At 68.5% G+C, this 18434-nt stretch carries 16 protein-coding genes and 1 pseudogene; 11 read left to right on the top strand and 6 right to left on the bottom strand.

The features are described 5' to 3' along the window. Positions 1 to 3 precede the first annotated feature (3 nt). Entirely contained in the window at positions 4 to 729 is a 726-nt protein-coding gene (locus tag CRM90_RS09690) for an ATP-binding cassette domain-containing protein (RefSeq protein WP_233209253.1), read from the bottom strand. Positions 730 to 843: 114 nt separating this feature from the next. Between CRM90_RS09690 and CRM90_RS09685 the strand changes: the two genes are divergently transcribed. Beyond that, entirely contained in the window at positions 844 to 1518 is a 675-nt protein-coding gene (locus tag CRM90_RS09685) for a 4a-hydroxytetrahydrobiopterin dehydratase family protein (RefSeq protein ID WP_233209252.1), read from the top strand. A 23-nt stretch (positions 1519 to 1541) separates the two neighbouring features. Continuing rightward, the gene (locus CRM90_RS09680; protein WP_102806793.1) at positions 1542 to 3296 is read left to right on the top strand and encodes a proline--tRNA ligase; all 1755 of its coding nucleotides are present in this window, start codon (positions 1542 to 1544) and stop codon (positions 3294 to 3296) included. Here CRM90_RS09680 and CRM90_RS09675 read toward each other — a convergent pair whose 3' ends face one another. Continuing rightward, positions 3297 to 3794 (bottom strand): ferritin-like domain-containing protein, encoded by a 498-nt coding sequence (locus CRM90_RS09675; protein WP_102806792.1) that lies wholly within the window; start codon positions 3792 to 3794, stop codon positions 3297 to 3299. It lies immediately after the preceding gene. Further along, positions 3791 to 4321 (bottom strand): hypothetical protein, encoded by a 531-nt coding sequence (locus CRM90_RS09670; protein ID WP_102806791.1) that lies wholly within the window; start codon positions 4319 to 4321, stop codon positions 3791 to 3793. Before CRM90_RS09670 ends, CRM90_RS09675 begins: the two co-directional genes overlap by 4 nt. Before the next feature lie 115 nt (positions 4322 to 4436). Here CRM90_RS09670 and rimP point away from each other — a divergent pair, with 115 nt between their 5' ends. The 8 genes from rimP to CRM90_RS09630 all read left to right on the top strand — a co-directional run bounded on the left by rimP (position 4437) and on the right by CRM90_RS09630 (position 13801). Then, positions 4437 to 4970 (top strand): ribosome maturation factor RimP, encoded by a 534-nt coding sequence (gene rimP / locus CRM90_RS09665; protein WP_233209251.1) that lies wholly within the window; start codon positions 4437 to 4439, stop codon positions 4968 to 4970. Beyond that, positions 4967 to 6001, top strand: a complete 1035-nt coding sequence (gene nusA, locus CRM90_RS09660) for a transcription termination factor NusA (protein WP_102806789.1) — start codon at positions 4967 to 4969, stop codon at positions 5999 to 6001. The genes rimP and nusA overlap by 4 nt, the downstream gene beginning before the upstream one ends. A 102-nt stretch (positions 6002 to 6103) precedes the next feature. Continuing rightward, positions 6104 to 7510 carry an NAD(P)-binding protein gene (locus CRM90_RS09655; RefSeq protein ID WP_158249004.1) on the top strand — a complete coding sequence of 469 codons (1407 nt, stop codon included), beginning with the start codon at positions 6104 to 6106 and terminating at the stop codon, positions 7508 to 7510. A 49-nt stretch (positions 7511 to 7559) separates the two neighbouring features. Beyond that, on the top strand, positions 7560 to 7952 hold the full coding sequence (locus tag CRM90_RS09650; protein ID WP_102806965.1) for a YlxR family protein: 393 nt from the start codon (positions 7560 to 7562) through the stop codon (positions 7950 to 7952). An 80-nt stretch (positions 7953 to 8032) separates the two neighbouring features. Beyond that, positions 8033 to 10846, top strand: coding sequence for a translation initiation factor IF-2 (infB, locus tag CRM90_RS09645; protein ID WP_102806787.1), 2814 nt, complete (start codon positions 8033 to 8035; stop codon positions 10844 to 10846). Further along, positions 10846 to 11376 (top strand): 30S ribosome-binding factor RbfA, encoded by a 531-nt coding sequence (gene rbfA, locus CRM90_RS09640; RefSeq protein WP_102806786.1) that lies wholly within the window; start codon positions 10846 to 10848, stop codon positions 11374 to 11376. The genes infB and rbfA overlap by 1 nt, the downstream gene beginning before the upstream one ends. Beyond that, a complete protein-coding gene (locus CRM90_RS09635) occupies positions 11351 to 12349 on the top strand; it encodes a DHH family phosphoesterase (protein WP_102806785.1) in 999 nt (332 codons plus the stop codon). The genes rbfA and CRM90_RS09635 overlap by 26 nt, the downstream gene beginning before the upstream one ends. Positions 12350 to 12499: 150 nt before the next feature. Further along, on the top strand, positions 12500 to 13801 hold the full coding sequence (locus CRM90_RS09630; protein ID WP_199189850.1) for an MATE family efflux transporter: 1302 nt from the start codon (positions 12500 to 12502) through the stop codon (positions 13799 to 13801). Here CRM90_RS09630 and CRM90_RS09625 read toward each other — a convergent pair. Continuing rightward, positions 13798 to 13965 carry a hypothetical protein gene (locus CRM90_RS09625; protein ID WP_199189840.1) on the bottom strand — a complete coding sequence of 56 codons (168 nt, stop codon included), beginning with the start codon at positions 13963 to 13965 and terminating at the stop codon, positions 13798 to 13800. The two genes, CRM90_RS09630 and CRM90_RS09625, sit on opposite strands and share 4 nt — an antisense overlap. 551 nt (positions 13966 to 14516) lie before the next feature. Here CRM90_RS09625 and CRM90_RS09620 point away from each other — a divergent pair. Continuing rightward, the gene (locus CRM90_RS09620) at positions 14517 to 17165 is read left to right on the top strand and encodes a Calx-beta domain-containing protein (RefSeq protein WP_233209249.1); all 2649 of its coding nucleotides are present in this window, start codon (positions 14517 to 14519) and stop codon (positions 17163 to 17165) included. A 7-nt stretch (positions 17166 to 17172) separates the two neighbouring features. Here the strand turns inward: CRM90_RS09620 and CRM90_RS09615 are convergent, their stop codons facing one another. Both CRM90_RS09615 and CRM90_RS30205 read right to left on the bottom strand, forming a co-directional pair. Beyond that, positions 17173 to 17931, bottom strand: a complete 759-nt coding sequence (locus CRM90_RS09615) for an enoyl-CoA hydratase (RefSeq protein ID WP_102806782.1) — start codon at positions 17929 to 17931, stop codon at positions 17173 to 17175. A 21-nt stretch (positions 17932 to 17952) separates the two neighbouring features. Next, positions 17953 to 18434: pseudogene (locus CRM90_RS30205) on the bottom strand (hypothetical protein); the annotation flags it as partial.

Raw genomic sequence — 18434 nt, 5'->3', positions numbered from 1 at the left:
TGGTCAACCCGTCCCTTTCTGGGATTCCGACAATTCGGCGCGGTCGGCGTTGGCGACCGGAATCTGTGACCGGACGTCGTGGCCGCTCACCCCGTTCACTGTCGCGGTCACGATCGTCTGTTCGCGGCCCAGGTCGATCAGCCGCTCGATGAGCAGGTCCCGGTTGAGGTCGCTGGTGACGAAATCGAGGTTGCCGACGACCAGCAACGGCGGGCGCTTGGTGTTGGCCAGGGCGATGCGGAGCAGCAGCCGGTCGAGTTCGGAGAGTTCTTCGAAATACTCGTCGAGGGGAGGCAGTGGATGCGGCCCGAACACCGGCGCGCAGATGGCCGTCAGCGCGGCCATGTCGGCTCTGCGCACCAGGCGATACCACGGTGCGTCCCAACGCAATTGTTCAGTGATCAGATCGCGGACGGTGACCGACTCGGGGACGGTGTCGAGCTCGTCGATACCGGCGAGGGCGGACGTGGCGAAGATGTTGTGGACGTCGCCGGCACCGAAGACGGTCAGCTCGCCGGACTGAGGCGCCATCCGTCCGGCGATCGTCATCAGCAGCGCCGTGCGTCCCGAGCCGGCCGGACACACCAGGACGTTGACGCCGCCGGCCGGCACCTCGAGGTCGACGGGACCGTAGACCGGACCCCACGGTCCCCGCACCCTGATCCCACGGGCGACGACAGCGGGTGGACCGGAGTCGTCACTGTGGCTGTCGGGCAATTCCGGTAACACTGCGCACCTCCCGCGTCGTGCGTGCCCGCACATCAGAACACGCCGAGGCGGTGGCGCGCGCGGGAAATTATGCACGCCCTGACCGCGGCCGGCCAGATCGCTAGGCTGACCTTTGTGAGTGCGTCGGACCGGCCGAGCCGCCAGGAAATCTCCGACGCGGTGACCGGCCTGGGCTGGCGACTGGTGCTCGGCGCGGTCTACGCCGAGGTGACGGTGTCGTCGCTGGCGCAGGCCGGTGAGGCGGCCGCACTGGTGGTGGCCGCCGTCGGCGCGGACGGGCAGGGACACGCGAGCATCGACATCAGGTCCGATCGGGTGGTGGTGCGGCTGCAGTCGGCATCCGCCGGGGCGGTCCTGGATGTGGATATCGCTCTGGCGCAGGCGATTTCGTCAGCGTTGACGGAACGAAACCTGCACCTTGCGCCTTGCTCGGTGCAGGCGTTCGAGATCGCCGTCGATGCGCTGGACATCGGTGCGGTCCGGCCGTTTTGGCAGGCGATCACCGGCTACGTCGATGAAGCCGGGCCATCGGATCTGACCGACGGTTTGATCGATCCGGCCGGGCGCGGCCCGGCGATCTGGTTCCAGCAGATGGATGCGCCCCGGACCCAGCGCAACCGGATCCACCTCGACATCGACGTGCCGCACGACGTGGCATCGGCGCGCGTCGCCGCCGCGATCGCCGCGGGCGGGACGCTGCTGTCCGATGCCAAGGCGCCGGCGTTCTGGGTGCTGGCCGATCCGGAGGGCAACGAAGCCTGCATCTGCACCTGGCAGGGGCGCGACTGAGGGCATCGCTAGGCTTGCCCACTGTGATCACCCGCATGTCCGAGCTGTTCTTGCGCACCCTGCGTGACGACCCAGCCGACGCCGAAGTGCCCAGCCACAAACTGTTGATCCGAGCCGGGTATGTCCGGCCGGTGGCGCCGGGGCTGTACACCTGGCTGCCGCTGGGCCTGCGGGTGCTGCGCAAGATCGAGAAGATCGTGCGCGAGGAGATGGTCGCGATCGGCGGCCAGGAGATCCTGTTCCCGGCGCTGCTGCCGAAAGCGCCCTACGAGACCACCAACCGCTGGACCGAGTACGGCGACGGAGTGTTCCGGCTCAAGGACCGCCGCGGCAACGACTACATGCTGGGCCCCACCCACGAGGAGTTCTTCACCCTGACGGTGAAGGGGGAGTACAGCTCCTACAAAGACTTCCCGCTGCTGATGTTCCAGATCCAGACCAAGTACCGCGACGAGGCCCGGCCGCGGGCCGGGATCCTGCGCGGGCGCGAGTTCATCATGAAGGACTCGTACTCGTTCGACGTCGACGACGACGGCCTCAAGACCGCCTACCACGCGCACCGCGAGGCGTATCAGAACATGTTCAAGCGCATGGCAATTCGCTATGTGATCGTCTCGGCGGTGTCCGGCGCGATGGGCGGTTCGGCCTCCGAGGAGTTCCTGGCCGAAAGCGAGATCGGCGAAGACACCTTCGTGCGGTGCGTGGAATCGGGGTACGCGGCCAACGTCGAGGCGGTGGTCACCGCGGTCCCGGAGGCAATGCCGGCTGAAAAGGTGGCTGGCCTTCCTCCCGCCCAGGTGCACGACACGGGCGATACCCCGACCATCGCCACCCTGGTCGAGTGGGCGAACTCCGCTGGCCTCGGCCGGGAGATCACCGCCGCCGACACCCTGAAGAACGTGCTGCTCAAGGTCCGTGCGCCCGGTGGCGATTGGGAGCTGCTGGCCATCGGCGTGCCCGGTGACCGGGAGGTCGACGACAAGCGCCTCGGCGCCGCGCTGGATCCCGCCGAGTACGCGCTGCTCGACGACGCCGACTTCGCCAGGCACCCCTTCCTGAAGAAGGGGTATATCGGCCCGAAAGGCTTGCTGGCCAACGGGGTTCGCTATCTGGTGGATCCTCGGGTGGTGGACGGGACGGCGTGGATCACCGGCGCCGACGAAACCGGCAAGCACGTCGTGGGCCTGGTCGCCGGCCGGGATTTCGTCGCCGACGGCACCATCGAGGCCGCCGAGGTGCGCGACGGCGACCTGTCGCCCGACGGCGCCGGACCGCTGGTGTCGGCGCGCGGGATCGAGATCGGTCACATCTTCCAGCTGGGCCGCAAGTACACCGACGCCTTCGCCGCCGACGTGCTCGGCGAGGACGGCAAGCCGGTGCGGCTGACGATGGGTTCCTACGGCGTCGGGGTGTCCCGGCTGGTCGCGGTGATCGCCGAACAACAGCACGACGAATTCGGGCTGCGCTGGCCGGCGTCGGTGTCACCGTTCGACGTGCACGTGGTGATCGCGAACAAGGACGCACAGGCCCGCGCCGGGGCCGAGGAGCTGGCCCGCGACCTGGACCGGCTCGGCCTTGAGGTTCTGCTCGACGACCGCACCGCCTCGCCGGGAGTGAAGTTCAAGGACGCCGAGCTGCTCGGGGTGCCCTGGATCGTCGTGGTCGGGCGTGGCTGGGCCGACGGGGTCGTCGAGCTGCGTAACCGGTTCACCGGGGAGAAGCGTGAGATCGCTGCCGAGGGTGCCGTCACCGACATCGCGGCGACCCTGGCGTCTTAGTTACTCGGTGCCGCCGGGGAACGCCTCGGTCAGCGGCCGGATGCCCAGCGCCTGCTTCCAGCGTGCCGTCAGTACCGCCGTGTCGGTCAGCGCGCTGACACCGAAGGCGCGGTCCTGGTCGGACGTCGCCCGTTCGATCACTGCACGCCAGGCCGTCGCGCAGTCGTTCTCCATCCGGATCGCGAGATTGCCCGCGTCGGTCGGGGTGTTCACCGCCATCGGCAGCTGATAGCCGGCGGCGGGCACCGGCGCCTTGACTGAGCGGCCGGTCAGCATCGCGATGGCCGCTTCGCGGCGCTCGCGGTGCTGCGCCATCGCGTCGGAGACCAGATCGTTCTCGTCCGGAGAGCTGTGGGCCGAGACGATGCCGTAGCCGTAGATCGCCGCGTGCTCGGTGGCCACCGCGTCGAACAGCGCCGCCGCGGCGGCATCCGACGGCCGGTCGGGATCTGGCGTGGTCGACGGGGTCGGCGACGTCGACGAGGTGGGTGACGTCATTGCCCGGCCTTTCCGGCGGCGAGGGCCACCGAGTACCCGGTGACGCAGGACGCCGCGATCGAACCGATCAACCCGGCCCGGTATCCGGACAGGGTCGGCGCCAGCGAGGTGGCGCTGTCCGCCGAGCTGCGCAGCGCGGCGACCACATCGGCCACCGTCGGTGCCGGGGCGCCGGACGCCGACGTGGTGGTCGCAGCGGTGGAACTGGTCGTGGATGCCGGTTTGCCGGAGAGTCGCGCGACCTCGGCGGCCAGCACCGTGGCGTGCTTCCCGCGTTCGGCCGCCAGCTCGGTCAATGCCGGCGCCAGCGCTGAGGGAGCGGTCTTCGCCGCGGCGGCCGCCAGTTCGCTGTCGTGGCGGGCCAGCTCGGCCTGCTGCTCCAGCGGATCGGGTTCCGGCGGCGACGGGTTGCCGCAGGCGGTCGCCGCTGCGCCCAACACCGCGAGCAGCGCCAACCCGCGGCTGCCGTCGATGAGAACTCGTCGTCGGGATATCCCGCCGAATGGACGGGGATCTCGGCTCAGCACGCCAACATCCTGCCATTGCAGTGCCCCGCGCTGGCGTATCGTGGAGGGCTGGCTCTCTCGAGAGCGCTGCATCCGACGCAGCTGATCAGGACAACTCAAGATGGAGGAGCTCGCCGTGGCTGGCCGTTCTACGGGGCTACCAACCCAGAAGCAGGTGATCGAGCTACTCGATGGTGAGTTCGTGCGCGCCGGATACGAAATCGAAGACGTCGTGATCGACAGCCGCCCCCAGCCGCCGCGCGTCACGGTCATCGCCGACGGCGACAAGCCACTGGACTTGGATACCGTCGCCGCGCTCTCCCACTCGGCCTCGGCACTGCTGGACGACCTGATCAGCGGCGACGACGCCTACGTTCTCGAAGTCACCTCGCCGGGGGTGGACCGACCGTTGACCAACGAGAAGCATTTCCGTCGCGCGCACGCCCGCCTGGTCGACGCCGAGCTTGCCGACGGAACCACGGTCACCGCCCGGTTGGGCGTCGTGTCCGATGACGCCGTCGACCTGGTGGTGCGCGAGCGCAATGATTGGACGGTGCGCCGGATTCCGCTGGCTGACATCGTCAAAGCTGTTGTCCAGGTTGAGTTTTCACCACCAAAGCCACGCGAGCTCGAACTTGCGGGAGCAGCCGGAACGGAGGCCGAAGCATGAACATCGACATGACCGCCCTGCATGCGATCGAGATCGATCGCGGCATCTCGGTCGACGAGTTGCTCGACACCATCAAGACGGCGTTGCTGACCGCCTACCGGCACACCGAGGGGCATCAGCCCGACGCGCGCATCGAGATCGACCGCAAAAGCGGTGCGGTGCAGGTGATTGCGCGCGAGACCGACGAAGACGGCAACCTGATCAGCGAATGGGACGACACGCCAGAGGGATTCGGCCGCGTGGCGGCCACCACGGCCCGCCAGGTCATGCTGCAGCGCTTCCGCGACGCCGAGAACGAGCGCAGCTATGGGGAGTTCTCCGCCCGGGAGGGCGACATCGTCGCCGGTGTCATCCAGCGCGACGCCCGAGCCAATGCGCGCGGCCTGGTCGTCGTGCGGCTGGGCAGTGAGACCAAGGGCGCCGAAGGCGTCATCCCGGCTGCCGAGCAGGTGCCGGGCGAAACCTATGAGCACGGCGACCGGTTGCGCTGCTACGTCGTCGGGGTCAGCCGCGGTGCGCGCGAACCCCTGATCACGCTGTCGCGCACACACCCCAACCTGGTTCGCAAGCTGTTCTCGCTGGAGGTGCCCGAAATCGCGGACGGCTCCGTGGAGATCGTCGCGGTGGCTCGAGAGGCGGGCCACCGATCCAAGATCGCGGTCCACTCACGGGTGCCCGGGCTCAACGCGAAGGGCGCCTGCATCGGCCCGATGGGCCAGCGAGTGCGAAACGTGATGAGCGAGTTGTCCGGCGAGAAGATCGACATCATCGACTTCGACGAGGATCCGGCGCGGTTTGTCGCCAACGCTCTGTCGCCGGCGAAGGTTGTCTCCGTCTCCGTCATCGACGCGAACACCCGCGCGGCGCGGGTGGTGGTGCCCGACTTCCAGCTCTCGCTGGCGATCGGCAAGGAGGGGCAGAACGCCCGACTGGCAGCCCGCTTGACCGGGTGGCGCATCGACATCCGCAGCGACGCGGCGGCGCCGGAAGACGAGCCGCGACCTGCCGCGTCGCACGACGTGGAGCACTGACGAGAACCGGGCGCTGAGTTGCCGATGTAGCCACATCGGCGACCGGTGGGTACACCATCGTCAATTAGGTGGGTGCACCATCGTCAACAAGGGGGGAATTCGTTGTCAGAACTCGGCGCTGCCCAATCCGTCGACGTGCTCATCGTCGGAGCCGGCCCGACCGGGCTGACAGCGGCAGACGCGTGTGTAGCGGCCGGGTCTTCGGTGGCCATCGTGGAACGCACCGTCTACGTCGGCGGGTTGGCCCGGCCGGCAACCGTGGCCGGGCACGACGTCGACCTCGGCGGTCACCGGCTGCTGTCGGCGACACCCGAGCAGCGCCGGGTGTGGCTGGAGTTCGCCGAGCGGCTCGGCGGTATCCCGATGTCGGACATCGACCGGCACAGCGGAATCCTGCGGGAAGGCTACGTGGTCAGCTATCCGTTCGACTGGCGGCAGTTCCGCCACTCGGCGCCGCTGTCCGTCCGTGCCCGCGGCGCCGCCTCGCTCATCGCCTGGAAGCTGACGGCGCCGGCCGGCCGCACCGACGACACCCTGGACGACTGGGTCAAGAACCGGTACGGGCCGTACCTGTCGGAGAAATTCATGGCCCCGCACGCCCGGAAGGTGTTCGGCATCGACCCGAAGAACATTCCGGCGGCGTGGGCGTCGCAGCGGATCCTCTCGCCGCGGCTCGCCTCGGTACTGGCCACCGCGTTACCGCGGATGCGGAACTCGACGCGTCCCGATGAGCCGACCGACAAGTTCATCTATCCGCACGGCGGAGCGGGCGTCTTGTGGTCGCGCCTGGCTGCATCGCTGGGAAGGAAAGTCAACTGGCTGTTCGACTCCACCGTGGCGGCGATCAGTAGATCCGGTGGCGGACGATTCACCGTCACCGTGTCGGTGCCCGGCGGAGAACACGTCCTGTCGTGCGGACGGATCATCTGGACCGGGCGACCCGATGACCTGGCCGCAAGCCTGGGGCTGACCGCGCTGTCCACCGCGATCGCCAAGGCCTCGGCGCGGCGCGACCTTGTCGTCGGCGTGGTGCGACTGCCCGACGCACCGCCGAGCTGGCATGGCTACCAGTGGCTCTACACCCACGACGCCGGCGTGCGAGCGCACCGATTCAACAACTACGGCGAATGGAAGACGCTGAACTGCCCGTCCGGCGTGATCGGCCTGGAGTACGCGGTTCCGTCCGGTGAGCCGTTCGACGTCCGGTCCACCGCATCGACGGACATGTCGATCCTGCTCAACGGGGGTTCGTTTGAGTTCCTCGGATCCGAGATGACCGCCGATGCGTACTCCAACTTCGACGCCGCCGCCGACCTGTTCGCCGAGCTCGACACGGCGCTTCACCGGTTCGGCGAGGGCATCATCGCCACGGGACGCCAGGGGGCCGGGATCTACATCAATCTCGACCAGGCGAGGGAGTTGGGAACCCGGGTCGGCAGCTTGCCCGCCGACCACGCGGGCGTCGTCGGCCGAGACGGATATTCGCGGTATCAGGAGAAAGCAGGCTGACGGCCCGGCCCGGATCGCCCGGCCAAGGGTGGTTCTGAGCGATGCCGCGATGACGGTAGACTGTGCCGTGATCCAGCGCGAGACTCCGACTCCCGAGCGACCGCATCGACGTACCGAAGGTCCGGTACGGACATGTGTCGGGTGCCGGAAGCGAGAGTTGGCCGTCGATCTCCTCCGAGTGGTGGCTGTGTCGAACGGGAACGGCCATAGCGCCCTAACCGTTGATCAAGCAGGTAACCTCCCAGGGCGGGGTGCGTGGCTGCACCCCGACGACCGGTGCCTTCAGGCAGCGTTTCGACGGCGAGCATTCGGCCGAGCGTTGCGCATCACCGGTTCACCGGATACATCCGCGGTGGTCGAGTACGTCAGAGCCCAGACGGCGCTGAACAACTCAGCCAGCCCGGCAAGAGAACAGGCAGCGAAGAACATGAGCACACCGTGAAGTCCCGACGATGACCATGCGTCGTAGCTAAACCCGAGGCGCGGCCTACCACCGCTGTCGCCTCTTGAGTAGGAGATGTAGTGGCAGGTAAGGCCCGTGTACACGAGTTGGCCAAGGAACTCGGTGTCACCAGCAAGGAAGTTCTCGCCCGACTGAGCGACCAGGGCGAATTCGTCAAATCCGCGTCGTCGACGGTGGAAGCCCCCGTCGCCCGCCGTCTGCGGGAATCGTTCGGCGGCGGCAAGCCCGACAAAGCCCCGGCGAAAGCCGCACCGGCCAGCCCCGCCGGCAACGGAGCTCCGGCACCCAAGCCCGCGCCCGTGTCCGATGGCGCTGTCGCGACTGCGCCGCCCGCGGCGCCGGCACCCAAACCGGCCGCCCCGGCCCCAACCCCGACCCCAGCCCCGGCTGCGCCGACTCCGGCGCCGCCCGCTCCTGCAGCCCCGGCTGCGCCGGCGGCTTCGGCTCCGGCGGCCCCCGCTGCACCTGCACCGACCGGCCCCGGGCCGACGCCCGGTCCCCGTCCGGGACCGGCCGCGCCGAAGCCGGGTATGCCCCGGCCGCCGCGCGTCGGCAACAACCCGTTCTCGTCGGCCCAGCCGGTCGAGCGCCCAGCGCCGCGCCCGCAAGGCCCCGGTGGCCCCGGCGCCCCGCGTCCCGGTCCTGGCGGGCCGCGTCCCGGTGGCGGGCCTCGTCCCGGCGGTGCAACCCCCGGCAACATGCCTCCCCGTCCGCCCGGCGCCCGGCCCGGTGCGCCCGGTCGTCCCGGCGCGCCGCGACCCGGCGGCGGTCCCCGTCCCGGCGGAGGCCCCGGTGGTGGCGGCCGTCCCGGTGGTGGCGGCGGCGGTAACTACCGCACCGGCGGTCCCGGTGGCGGCGGCGGTGGCGCCGGCGGCGCTGCTGCCGGTGGCTTCCGTGGCCGTCCCGGTGGCGGTGGCCCCGGCGGTGGTGGCGGCCGTCCCGGTCAGCGCGGTGGCGCGGCCGGCGCGTTCGGCCGTCCCGGCGGTGCCCCGCGTCGTGGCCGCAAGTCGAAGCGGGCAAAACGCGCCGAGTACGAGAGCATGCAGGCGCCGGTCGTCGGTGGCGTGCGGTTGCCGCACGGCAACGGCGAGACCATTCGGCTGGCCCGCGGCGCGTCGCTGAGCGACTTCGCCGAGAAGATCGACGCCAACCCGGCCGCACTGGTCCAGGCGCTGTTCAACCTCGGCGAGATGGTGACCGCCACCCAGTCGGTCGGCGACGAGACGCTCGAGCTGCTCGGCGGCGAGATGAACTACGTCGTGCAGGTCGTGTCGCCGGAAGACGAGGACCGCGAGCTGCTGGAGTCGTTCGACCTCACCTACGGCGAGGACGAAGGCGACGAGGGCGACCTTGAGGTCCGTCCGCCGGTGGTCACCGTCATGGGTCACGTCGACCACGGCAAGACCCGACTGCTGGACACCATCCGCAAGGCCAGCGTCCGCGAGGGCGAGGCCGGTGGCATCACCCAGCACATCGGTGCCTACCAGGTGACCGTCGAGCATGACGGGGTCGAACGCCCGATCACGTTCATCGACACCCCGGGTCACGAGGCGTTCACCGCCATGCGTGCCCGTGGTGCGAAGGCCACCGACATCGCGATCCTGGTGGTCGCCGCCGACGACGGGGTCATGCCGCAGACGGTGGAGGCCATCAACCACGCGCAGGCCGCTGACGTGCCGATCGTGGTCGCGGTCAACAAGATCGACAAGGAGGGCGCCGACCCGGCCAAGATCCGGGCGCAGCTCACCGAGTACAACCTGGTTGCCGAGGACTTCGGTGGCGACACCATGTTCGTCGACATCTCGGCCAAGAACGGCACCAACATCCAGGCGCTGGAAGAAGCGGTGCTGCTGACCGCCGACGCGGCACTGGACCTGCGGGCCAACCCCGATATGGAAGCCCAGGGTGTGGCTATCGAAGCGCACCTGGACCGCGGCCGCGGTCCCGTGGCGACCGTGCTGATCACCCGCGGCACGCTGCGCGTCGGCGACTCTGTGGTCGCAGGCGACGCCTACGGCCGCGTGCGCCGCATGGTCGACGAGCACGGCGAGGACGTCACCGAGGCGTTGCCGTCACGACCGGTGCAGGTCATCGGCTTCACGTCGGTGCCAGGTGCTGGTGACAACTTCCTGGTTGTCGACGAGGACCGCATCGCCCGCCAGATCGCCGACCGGCGCAGCGCGCGCAAGCGCAACGCACTGGCCGCCCGTACCCGCAAGCGGATCAGCCTGGAAGACCTGGATTCGGCACTGAAGGAAACCAGTCAGCTGAACCTGATCCTCAAGGGCGACAACTCCGGCACCGTCGAGGCGCTCGAGGAAGCCTTGCTGGGCATCGAGATCGACGACGAGGTGGAGTTGCGCGTCATCGATCGTGGTGTCGGTGGCGTCACCGAGACCAACGTCAACCTGGCGTCGGCATCGGACGCGATCATCATCGGGTTCAACGTGCGCGCCGAGGGCAAGGCCACCGAGCTGGCCAACCGCGAGGGTGTCGAGATCCGGTACTACTCGGTGATCTACCAGGCGATCGACGAGATCCAGAGCGCGCTCAAGGGCATGCTCAAGCCGATCTACGAGGAGAAGGAGCTCGGCCGCGCCGAGATCCGCGCGATCTTCCGGTCGTCGAAGGTCGGCAACATCGCCGGCTGCCTCGTGCAGTCCGGGATCATGCGGCGCAACGCCAAGGCGCGGTTGCTGCGTGACAACGTCGTCGTCGCCGAGAACCTCACGGTCTCCTCGCTCAAGCGGGAGAAGGACGACGCCACCGAGGTGCGCGAGGGTTACGAATGCGGTCTGACGCTGACGTACTCCGACATCAAGGAAGGCGACGTCATCGAGACCTACGAGCTGGTCGAGAAGGAGCGCGTCTAGTGGTTGATGTTGGTAGGGCCCGCAGGCTCTCCAAGCGCATCGCCACCATCGTCGCCTCGGCCATCGAGTTCGAGATCAAGGATCCGCCGCTGGCGTTCGTGACGGTCACCGACACCAAGGTGACTGGTGACCTTCACGACGCCACCGTGTATTACACGGTGCGCGGTAACACCCTCGATGACGAGCCGGACTATGCGGGTGCGGCGGCGGCGCTGGAACGGGCCAAAGGCACGCTGCGTACGAAGGTCGGTGCGGGCACCGGCGTGCGGTTCACTCCGACCCTGTCCTTCGTTCTGGACAAGGTGCCCGACACCGCGCAGAAGATGGAGGAGCTGCTCGCCAAGGCGCGCGCTGCCGACGCCGATGTGGCGCGGATTCGAGCCGGGGCCACTCCTGCGGGAGACGCGCAGCCGTACCGTGTGGTAGGAGAAGAGGGGGACGTTGGGCAGGAGCGCAGCGACCCGGGAAATGTGACAACTTCTTCGCAGGACGACCAGGACGCCGGTGACCGCGATCGACTCGACGACTGAGCTCACCCGCCTCGCACGGCGGGTGGATGCGCATGGCGCCGTCGAGGTCCTGCGCGGCGCCGGCGTGGTCAGTGTCATCTGCCACGTCCACCCCGACGCCGACAGCGTGGGGGCCGGGCTGGCTCTGGCCCTGATTCTCGAGCGCGACGGTGTCGACGTCGAAGTGAGTTTCGCGACGCCGTCCACACTGCCGGAGTCCCTGCGCATGCTGCCCGGTGGGCACCTGCTGGTGGCTCCCGGTGCCATGCGCCGTGACGTTGATCTGGTGGTGACGGTCGACGCCCCGAGTGTGAACCGCCTCGGTGCGCTGTCGGAGTTCACTCAGCTCGGCTGCGCGGTGCTCGTGATCGACCACCACAAGTCGAACACCCTGTTCGGCAGCGTGAATCTTGTTGACCCGAAGGCAGATTCGACCACCATGGTGGTGGCCGAGCTGCTCGATGCATGGGGTAAGACGATCGACTGTGATGTCGCATCGTGCCTGTACGCGGGACTGACCACCGACACCGGTTCGTTCCGGTGGGCATCGCCGGGCGCGCTGCGGCTGGCCGCCCGCCTGGTCGAGCTCGGGGTGGACAATGCCGCGATCAGCCGTGAGCTGTTCGACACGCACCCGTTCGTGTGGCTGCCGCTGCTGTCGCGCGTTCTGTCCCGTGCCCAGCTGGTGCCCGAGGCGGCAGGCGGGCGCGGGCTGGTCTACGCGGTGGTCGCGCACGAGGAGTGGATGGAGAACCGCTCCGAAGAGGTCGAGAGCATCGTCGACATCGTCCGCACCACGCACGAAGCCGAGGTCGCCGCGGTCTTCAAGGAGATCGAACCCGGACACTGGTCGGTGTCGATGCGGGCCAAGAGCTATGACCTGGCGGCGATCGCCAGCGGCTTCGGCGGCGGCGGGCACACGCTGGCCGCCGGGTACTCCGCGGCCGGACCGATCGACGACGTGGTGGCGCAGCTGACCGCCGCCCTTGGCTGAGTCGGGTTTTGGCTGGCGCCGCTGCCGCACCATCGAATTTCACCTTTGGTAGCGATCTACTCGTACTTCGAGTGCAAAAGGTGAAACTCGATCTCAATACTCTGGGGTCTGGGCTTGACTGACTCAGCCGACGACGCCTCAGTAACCAGCCTGCGGATCGCGGCGCTGGCGCTTCCCGCGTTGGGTGTCCTTGCCGCCGAACCGATCTATCTGCTGTTCGACATCGCGATCGTCGGCCGGCTAGGCGCGCTGAGCCTGGCCGGCCTGGCGATCGGCGGTCTGATCCTGTCGGTCGTCAGCGCCCAGCTCACCTTCCTGTCGTACGGGACGACGGCTCGCTCCGCGCGTTTCTACGGCGCGGGTGACCGTGCCGCGGCCGTCGGCGAAGGGGTACAGGCCACCTGGCTGGCGCTGGGGATGGGCGTCGCGATCGTGGCTGCCGTTCAAGTGGCCGCGGTTCCGATTGTGTCGGCGATCGCGGGCACGAAGTCCGGCGGTGGCGACATCGCCGGTGCCGCACTGCCCTGGGTGCGCATCGCGATCTTCGGTGTGCCGGCCATCCTCATCTCCGCGGCAGGCAACGGCTGGATGCGCGGTGTGCAGGACACCATGCGTCCACTGCGCTATGTGCTGGTGGGTTTCGGTGTCTCGGCGGTGCTGTGCCCGCTGCTCGTCTACGGCTGGCTGGGCCTGCCGCGGCTGGAACTGGCCGGTTCGGCCATCGCCAATCTGGTGGGGCAGTGGCTCGCCGCGGTTCTCTTCTGCTGGGCGCTGCTGGTCGAGAAGGTGCCGCTGCGCCTGGACACGTCGGTGCTGCGCGCGCAGGTGGTGATGGGCCGTGATCTGGTGCTGCGGACCATGGCCTTCCAGGCGTGTTTCGTCTCGGCTGCCGCGGTGGCCGCCCGGTTCGGTGCGGCGGCCGTCGCCGCGCATCAGGTCGTGCTGCAGCTGTGGAATTTCCTTGCGCTGGTGCTGGATTCACTCGCGATCGCCGCGCAGTCGCTGGTGGGTGCCGCGCTCGGCGCGGGGCGGACGGAACACGCGAAGTCGGTCGCGTGGCGGGTGACGGTGTTCTCCGCGATCGCCGCCTCGGTGCTGGCTCTCGCTTTTGCCGCCGGTGCTTCGGTGCTGCCGTCGTTGTTCACCGACGACCGGTCGGTGCTGGCGGAGATCGGGGTGCCGTGGTGGTTCATGGTGGCCCAATTGCCCATCGCCGGAATAGTCTTCGCGCTCGACGGGGTGCTGCTGGGCGCCGGCGATGCCGCGTTCATGCGCACCGCGACATTGGTCAGCGCTCTGGTCGGTTTCCTGCCGCTGATCTGGTTGTCGCTGGCTTTCGGCTGGGGGCTGCTCGGCATTTGGTCAGGCCTGAGCACGTTCATGGTGCTGCGACTGGTCTTCGTCGGGTGGCGCGCCTTCTCCGGGCGCTGGTTGGTGCCCGGCACCAACTAGCGGCGGGCGATTGCTGCCCAGCCGAAGTCGTTGGTGCGCACGTCGATTCGCTCGAATCCAGCCGCGGAAAGCCGGTCCGCGAGACCGGCCGGATCGATCGGATTGTAGGTGTCGCCCCCGTGCGCGGCCGCCATGTCGTCGTCGCCGATGCCGTCGCTGGCCACCAGCGCGGGACCTCGTCGAACCGCTCGGTGAGCGTCGCGGCGAGCCGTTCGTCGCCGCCGCAGACCTCGTGCGCCTCGTTCAGGAAGCCGAGCGTAAATGAGTAGCCCGTCAAATATGTTGCGTGCCTATGTATCAATTTTTGCTGAGTTACTTCCGAACACGTCGCTGGTGGGTTATTAATGACGTTGCTGATACATCGATTCGTGACGGGGGCTCCATGAGTTCGACCAACTTTGGATTTCGCATTGGGTCGGCGGCGTTTGCCATGGGCCTGGGCGTGGCAGTTGCCAGCAATCCCGGAGTTGCGGCGGCTGAAGGTCCGGACTCCGGCTCGACCGCGCATTCCTCGACATCCTCGAAGTCGTCCGATTCGCCGGGTTCGGCCGATTCTTCCCGATCAGGGCCGCGGGCTGTCGGCTCGTCCCGTCGCGCGGCGCAGCAGCCCCACGGTGCTGCGGGCCCGCAGAAGAAGTCGAACGGCCGGACGTCGGCAACGCGGCCCAGTGCTGCGGACCGGTCAGACACACCAGCGACGACCCCCGCAGATGCCGTGTCTGCGGAGAAAGCGCAAGCCGCTGATCGGGTGGATCTCGGCGGACCGAACACCGCGGCCGCCGTCGCGTCTGCAACCGAGCAGGATTTGCCAGCTGCTACCGCGGCGCCGTCCGCAGTGTCGGTTCCGGCCGCCCTCGTTGCGCCGGCGCGGCACGCCGCGGCCGTCGCGATTCGCCCACCGACCATCGTGTCGGGATTCCTGTCGCTGTTCGGTCTGAGGCCGGGCACCGGCCTGCCGCCGGCCCCGATCCAGCTACTGACCGGCGCACTGGCGCTGATCAGGCGCGACATCGAGGCCGTGGTCAACCAGGTGACGGCGTGGACGTCCGCGCCGGCCGCCCGCAGCCTGTCGGCCGCCACCACCGGCACCACGACCACGATCACCTGGGCCTGGGGATCGAACCCGGCGTTGGCCTTCAACCCGGCCACCGACAAGCTCGACTTCGGGTGGATGCAGTCCAATCAATTCACCGTCGTCGAGAGGTCCGGATCCGTGGTGATCGGGGTTGTCGACAACAACCACTCCTACACGCTGCAAGGCGTCAGCCTCGGGCAGCTGTCGATGACCAACATCGTCGCCAAGGACGCGGGCACCGTGGCCAAGTGGCAGTCGCTGATCAGTGGCGCCCAGACCGCGGTGCCCAGTGTCTCGGTCGCCGACGCGACGGCGACCGAAGGCAACAGCGGCACCACCAACGCCGCCTTCACGATCACCCTGTCGAAGGCCAGCACCAAGCCGGTGACGGTGAATTACACGACCGCCAACGGGTCGGCGACCGCCGGGCAGGATTACGCGGCCGGCTCGGGCACCGTCACCTTCGCCGCGGGGCAGGTGTCCCAGGTGGTGAACGTCGGCGTGCTGGGGGACACGACGGTCGAACCGACCGAGACGTTCACGGTCTCGCTGTCGAATCCGTCGGGTGCCACCATCGGCAGAGCCACCGCGACCGGCACCATCACCAATGACGACGCCGCGCCCGTGCTGCCGAGCATCTCGATCGCCGACGCCACCGCGGCCGAAGGCAACAGCGGCAGCAGCTCGATGGCGTTCGCGGTGACGCTGTCGAAAGCGTCGACGACGCCGATCACCCTGAACTACACCACCGCCAACGGTACGGCCACCGCCGGCCAGGACTACACGGCCGGCGCAGGCACCATCACCTTCGCCGCGGGGCAGGTGTCCCAGGTCATCAACGTCGGCGTGCTGGGGGATACCACGGTCGAGCCGACCGAGACGTTCACGGTGACGCTATCGAATGCGTCCGGCGCCACCATCGCCGACGGCTCGGCGGTCGGCACGATCACCAACGACGACACCGCGACGACGCCGGGCGGAACCGCGCGGTGGGGTGATAGCTTCTTCGCGCCGTACATCGACATGGGCGCCTACCCGGTCCCGAACCTGCTTGGGCTGTCGAAGACCTACGGCACCTCGCTGGTGACGCTCGGCTTCATGCAAGCCGACCAGAACGGCAATCTCGCATGGGCGGGATTGGCTGCGCTGGAACCGAGTTCGACGAACGAACAGGCGGTCGCCATCAACACCTCGATCGCCACGTTCAAGGCGGCCGGCGGCGACGTGATGATCTCGTTCGGAGGCGCGTCGGGCACGAGCATCGCCCAGGCGTATGCGGCGAAGGGCCGCAGCGCCCAGGAACTGGCCGACGCCTACGCCGCGGTTATCGACACGTACGGCGTCACCCACATCGATTTCGACATCGAAGGTGCCGCCGTCGCCGATCCGGCGTCGGTCGCCCTCAACAGCCAGGCGCTCGCGCTGCTGCAGAAGCAAAAGCCGGAGCTGCACATCTGGTACACGCTGCCGGTGTTGCCGACCGGGTTGACCGCCGACGGTCTCAACGTCGTGGACGCCGCGGTCAAGGCCGGGGTCAAACTCGACGGCGTGAACGTGATGGCGATGGACTACGGCGAGTCCGCCGCCCCGACCAGCGGCCCGGGCGCAAAGACTATGGGCGCGTATGCAATTCAGTCAGCGCAGTCGACCTACACACAGCTGAAATCGCTGTACGGCAAGTACGGGCAGAGCTTTGGATACAGCCAGATCGGTGTGACTCCGATGCTCGGCGTCAACGACGTCCTCTCCGAGGTGTTCACCGTGGCCGATGCGCAGGCCCTGGAGGACTTCGCCCGCGCCAACGGCATCGGCATGCTGTCGATGTGGCAGGTGCTCCGCGATACCCCGGGGACCCTCGGGCAGGCGAGCACCGGCGCCTCCGGGTTGAGTGATCCGCAAGGCGCATTCAGCAAGGTGTTCAACGATTACGGCACGATCAACGTCGTCGACTACAGCAGCACCGGGGGCACCGGTGGAACTGGCGGCACCGGCGGTGGCACCCCGGTGACGGGCGGCACGACCACGACGATCACGTGGGGCTGGGGCAGCAACCCGGTGCTGAGCTTCAACCCGGCGAAGGACACCCTGGACTTCGTCTGGATGCAGCCCAGCGAATTCGACGTCACCGAGAAGGCCGGTTCCGTGGTGATCTCCGTGGTCGGCAACAATCACACCTACACGCTGCAGGGTGTGACGCTGAGTCAGCTGCAGGCCGGCAACATCATCGCCAAGGATGCCAGCACGCTGGCGAAGTGGCAGAGCCTCATCGCCGCCGCGAAAGCGGTTTAGCCGGAAGTTATTTCACCTGGCTGCGGCCGCGTTCGATCACCGACGCGCGGCTGGCGGCGATGTCGTCACCGGACGTCGCCGCCATCCACTTCCTGGCCGACATCGCCTCGATCCACAGTCCCGAGCCGGTCTGGTCCTCGTCGATGCGGTGGTATGAAGCCAGCAGCGCGCGGACGGCCTTCTGGTTGTTGCCGACGATCGAGGCGGCCACCGCCCGCGCGGTGGGCAGCAGCTCCTCGTGGGCGACGACCTGAGTCACCAACCCGGCCCGCAGCGCGTCCTCGGCGGACAGGTAGTCCCCGGTCAGGCTCATCCGCCGGGCCATTCCGACGCCGACCTTCTGCGGCAGTCGCACGCTGAGGCCCCACGTCGGCAGCAGCCCTACCCGGGCGTGGGTGTCGGCGAAGCGAGCGTGTTCGGAGGCGATCAGAATGTCGCAGTACAGGGCCAGTTCGAGTCCACCGGTCACGGCCGCGCCGTTGATGGCGCCGACGACGGGCTTGGTCATGGGCGGCCACTTGGGGGAGATGTCGGGCAGCTCAGTGGTGTCTCCGAGCTCCTTGAGGTCCAGCCCCGCGCAGAACACCGGGTCGGCGCCGGTGACGACGATGACGTCGACGCCCTCGTCGGCGTCCGCGTCGCGCAATGCGCTGAAGAAACGGCTGCGCAGTGCGCTCGACAGCGCGTTACGCGAGTTGGGCCGATTCAGCGTCACCGTGCGGACGCGGTCGGTGGTGTCAATGAGCAGGATGTCGTCGCCGGTCATAGGGACACCGTATCGGCACCCCTAACGGCCCGGGCGTGCCGTCCGGCTCGTCGAGCGGTGAGGTGCCGTCGCGGGATGCGGTGGATCGCCCGCGCTGACCGCCGGGCCGCTATCGGGCTGCGGCAGGCCTGGATTCACGGCCGCCGCCGGGTGTGGGGCCGTCGCGGCGGACCGCGCAGGCAGCGGCGGGCGCACGGTCCCCGCGGGAGAGGTGTGCCCGGCCGTGTTGCCGTTCGGTGCCGGACCGTCGTCGGCGGCGACGACATCGGGTATCCGCACCCGGTCCGGAATCCGATGCTGGGCCAATGCTGTTGGGAGAGAAGGAGAAACAGTCTGCTCGCTCGGTGCCGATGCCGCGGCGTTGCTGATTTGCTGCGGCGCCGCGCAGGTGTCGATCATGGCCTGGATGCGGTCCTGCAGCGCGTGAATCTCCTCATGATCCGAGCTTAGCCTCGATCCACCGATAAATTGGTTGGTCGTGGGGTGTCGGAATGAGGAAAGTG

The sequence above is a fragment of the Mycobacterium sp. ENV421 genome (genome assembly GCF_002887815.1).
GTDB lineage: Bacteria > Actinomycetota > Actinomycetes > Mycobacteriales > Mycobacteriaceae > Mycobacterium.
The sequence above is the reverse complement of the archived record's forward strand: the minus strand, read 5'-3'. Positions and strand labels throughout refer to the sequence as shown.

Bases quoted from the DNA above. Each gene is read 5' to 3' on its own strand.
- CRM90_RS09675 (WP_102806792.1), bottom strand. From the start codon at position 3,794: ATGACGTCACCCACCTCGTCGACGTCGCCGACCCCGTCGACCACGCCA.
- nusA (WP_102806789.1), top strand. From the start codon at position 4,967: ATGAACATCGACATGACCGCCCTGCATGCGATCGAGATCGATCGCGGC.
- CRM90_RS09650 (WP_102806965.1), top strand. From the start codon at position 7,560: ATGACGGTAGACTGTGCCGTGATCCAGCGCGAGACTCCGACTCCCGAG.
- CRM90_RS09615 (WP_102806782.1), bottom strand. From the start codon at position 17,931: ATGACCGGCGACGACATCCTGCTCATTGACACCACCGACCGCGTCCGC.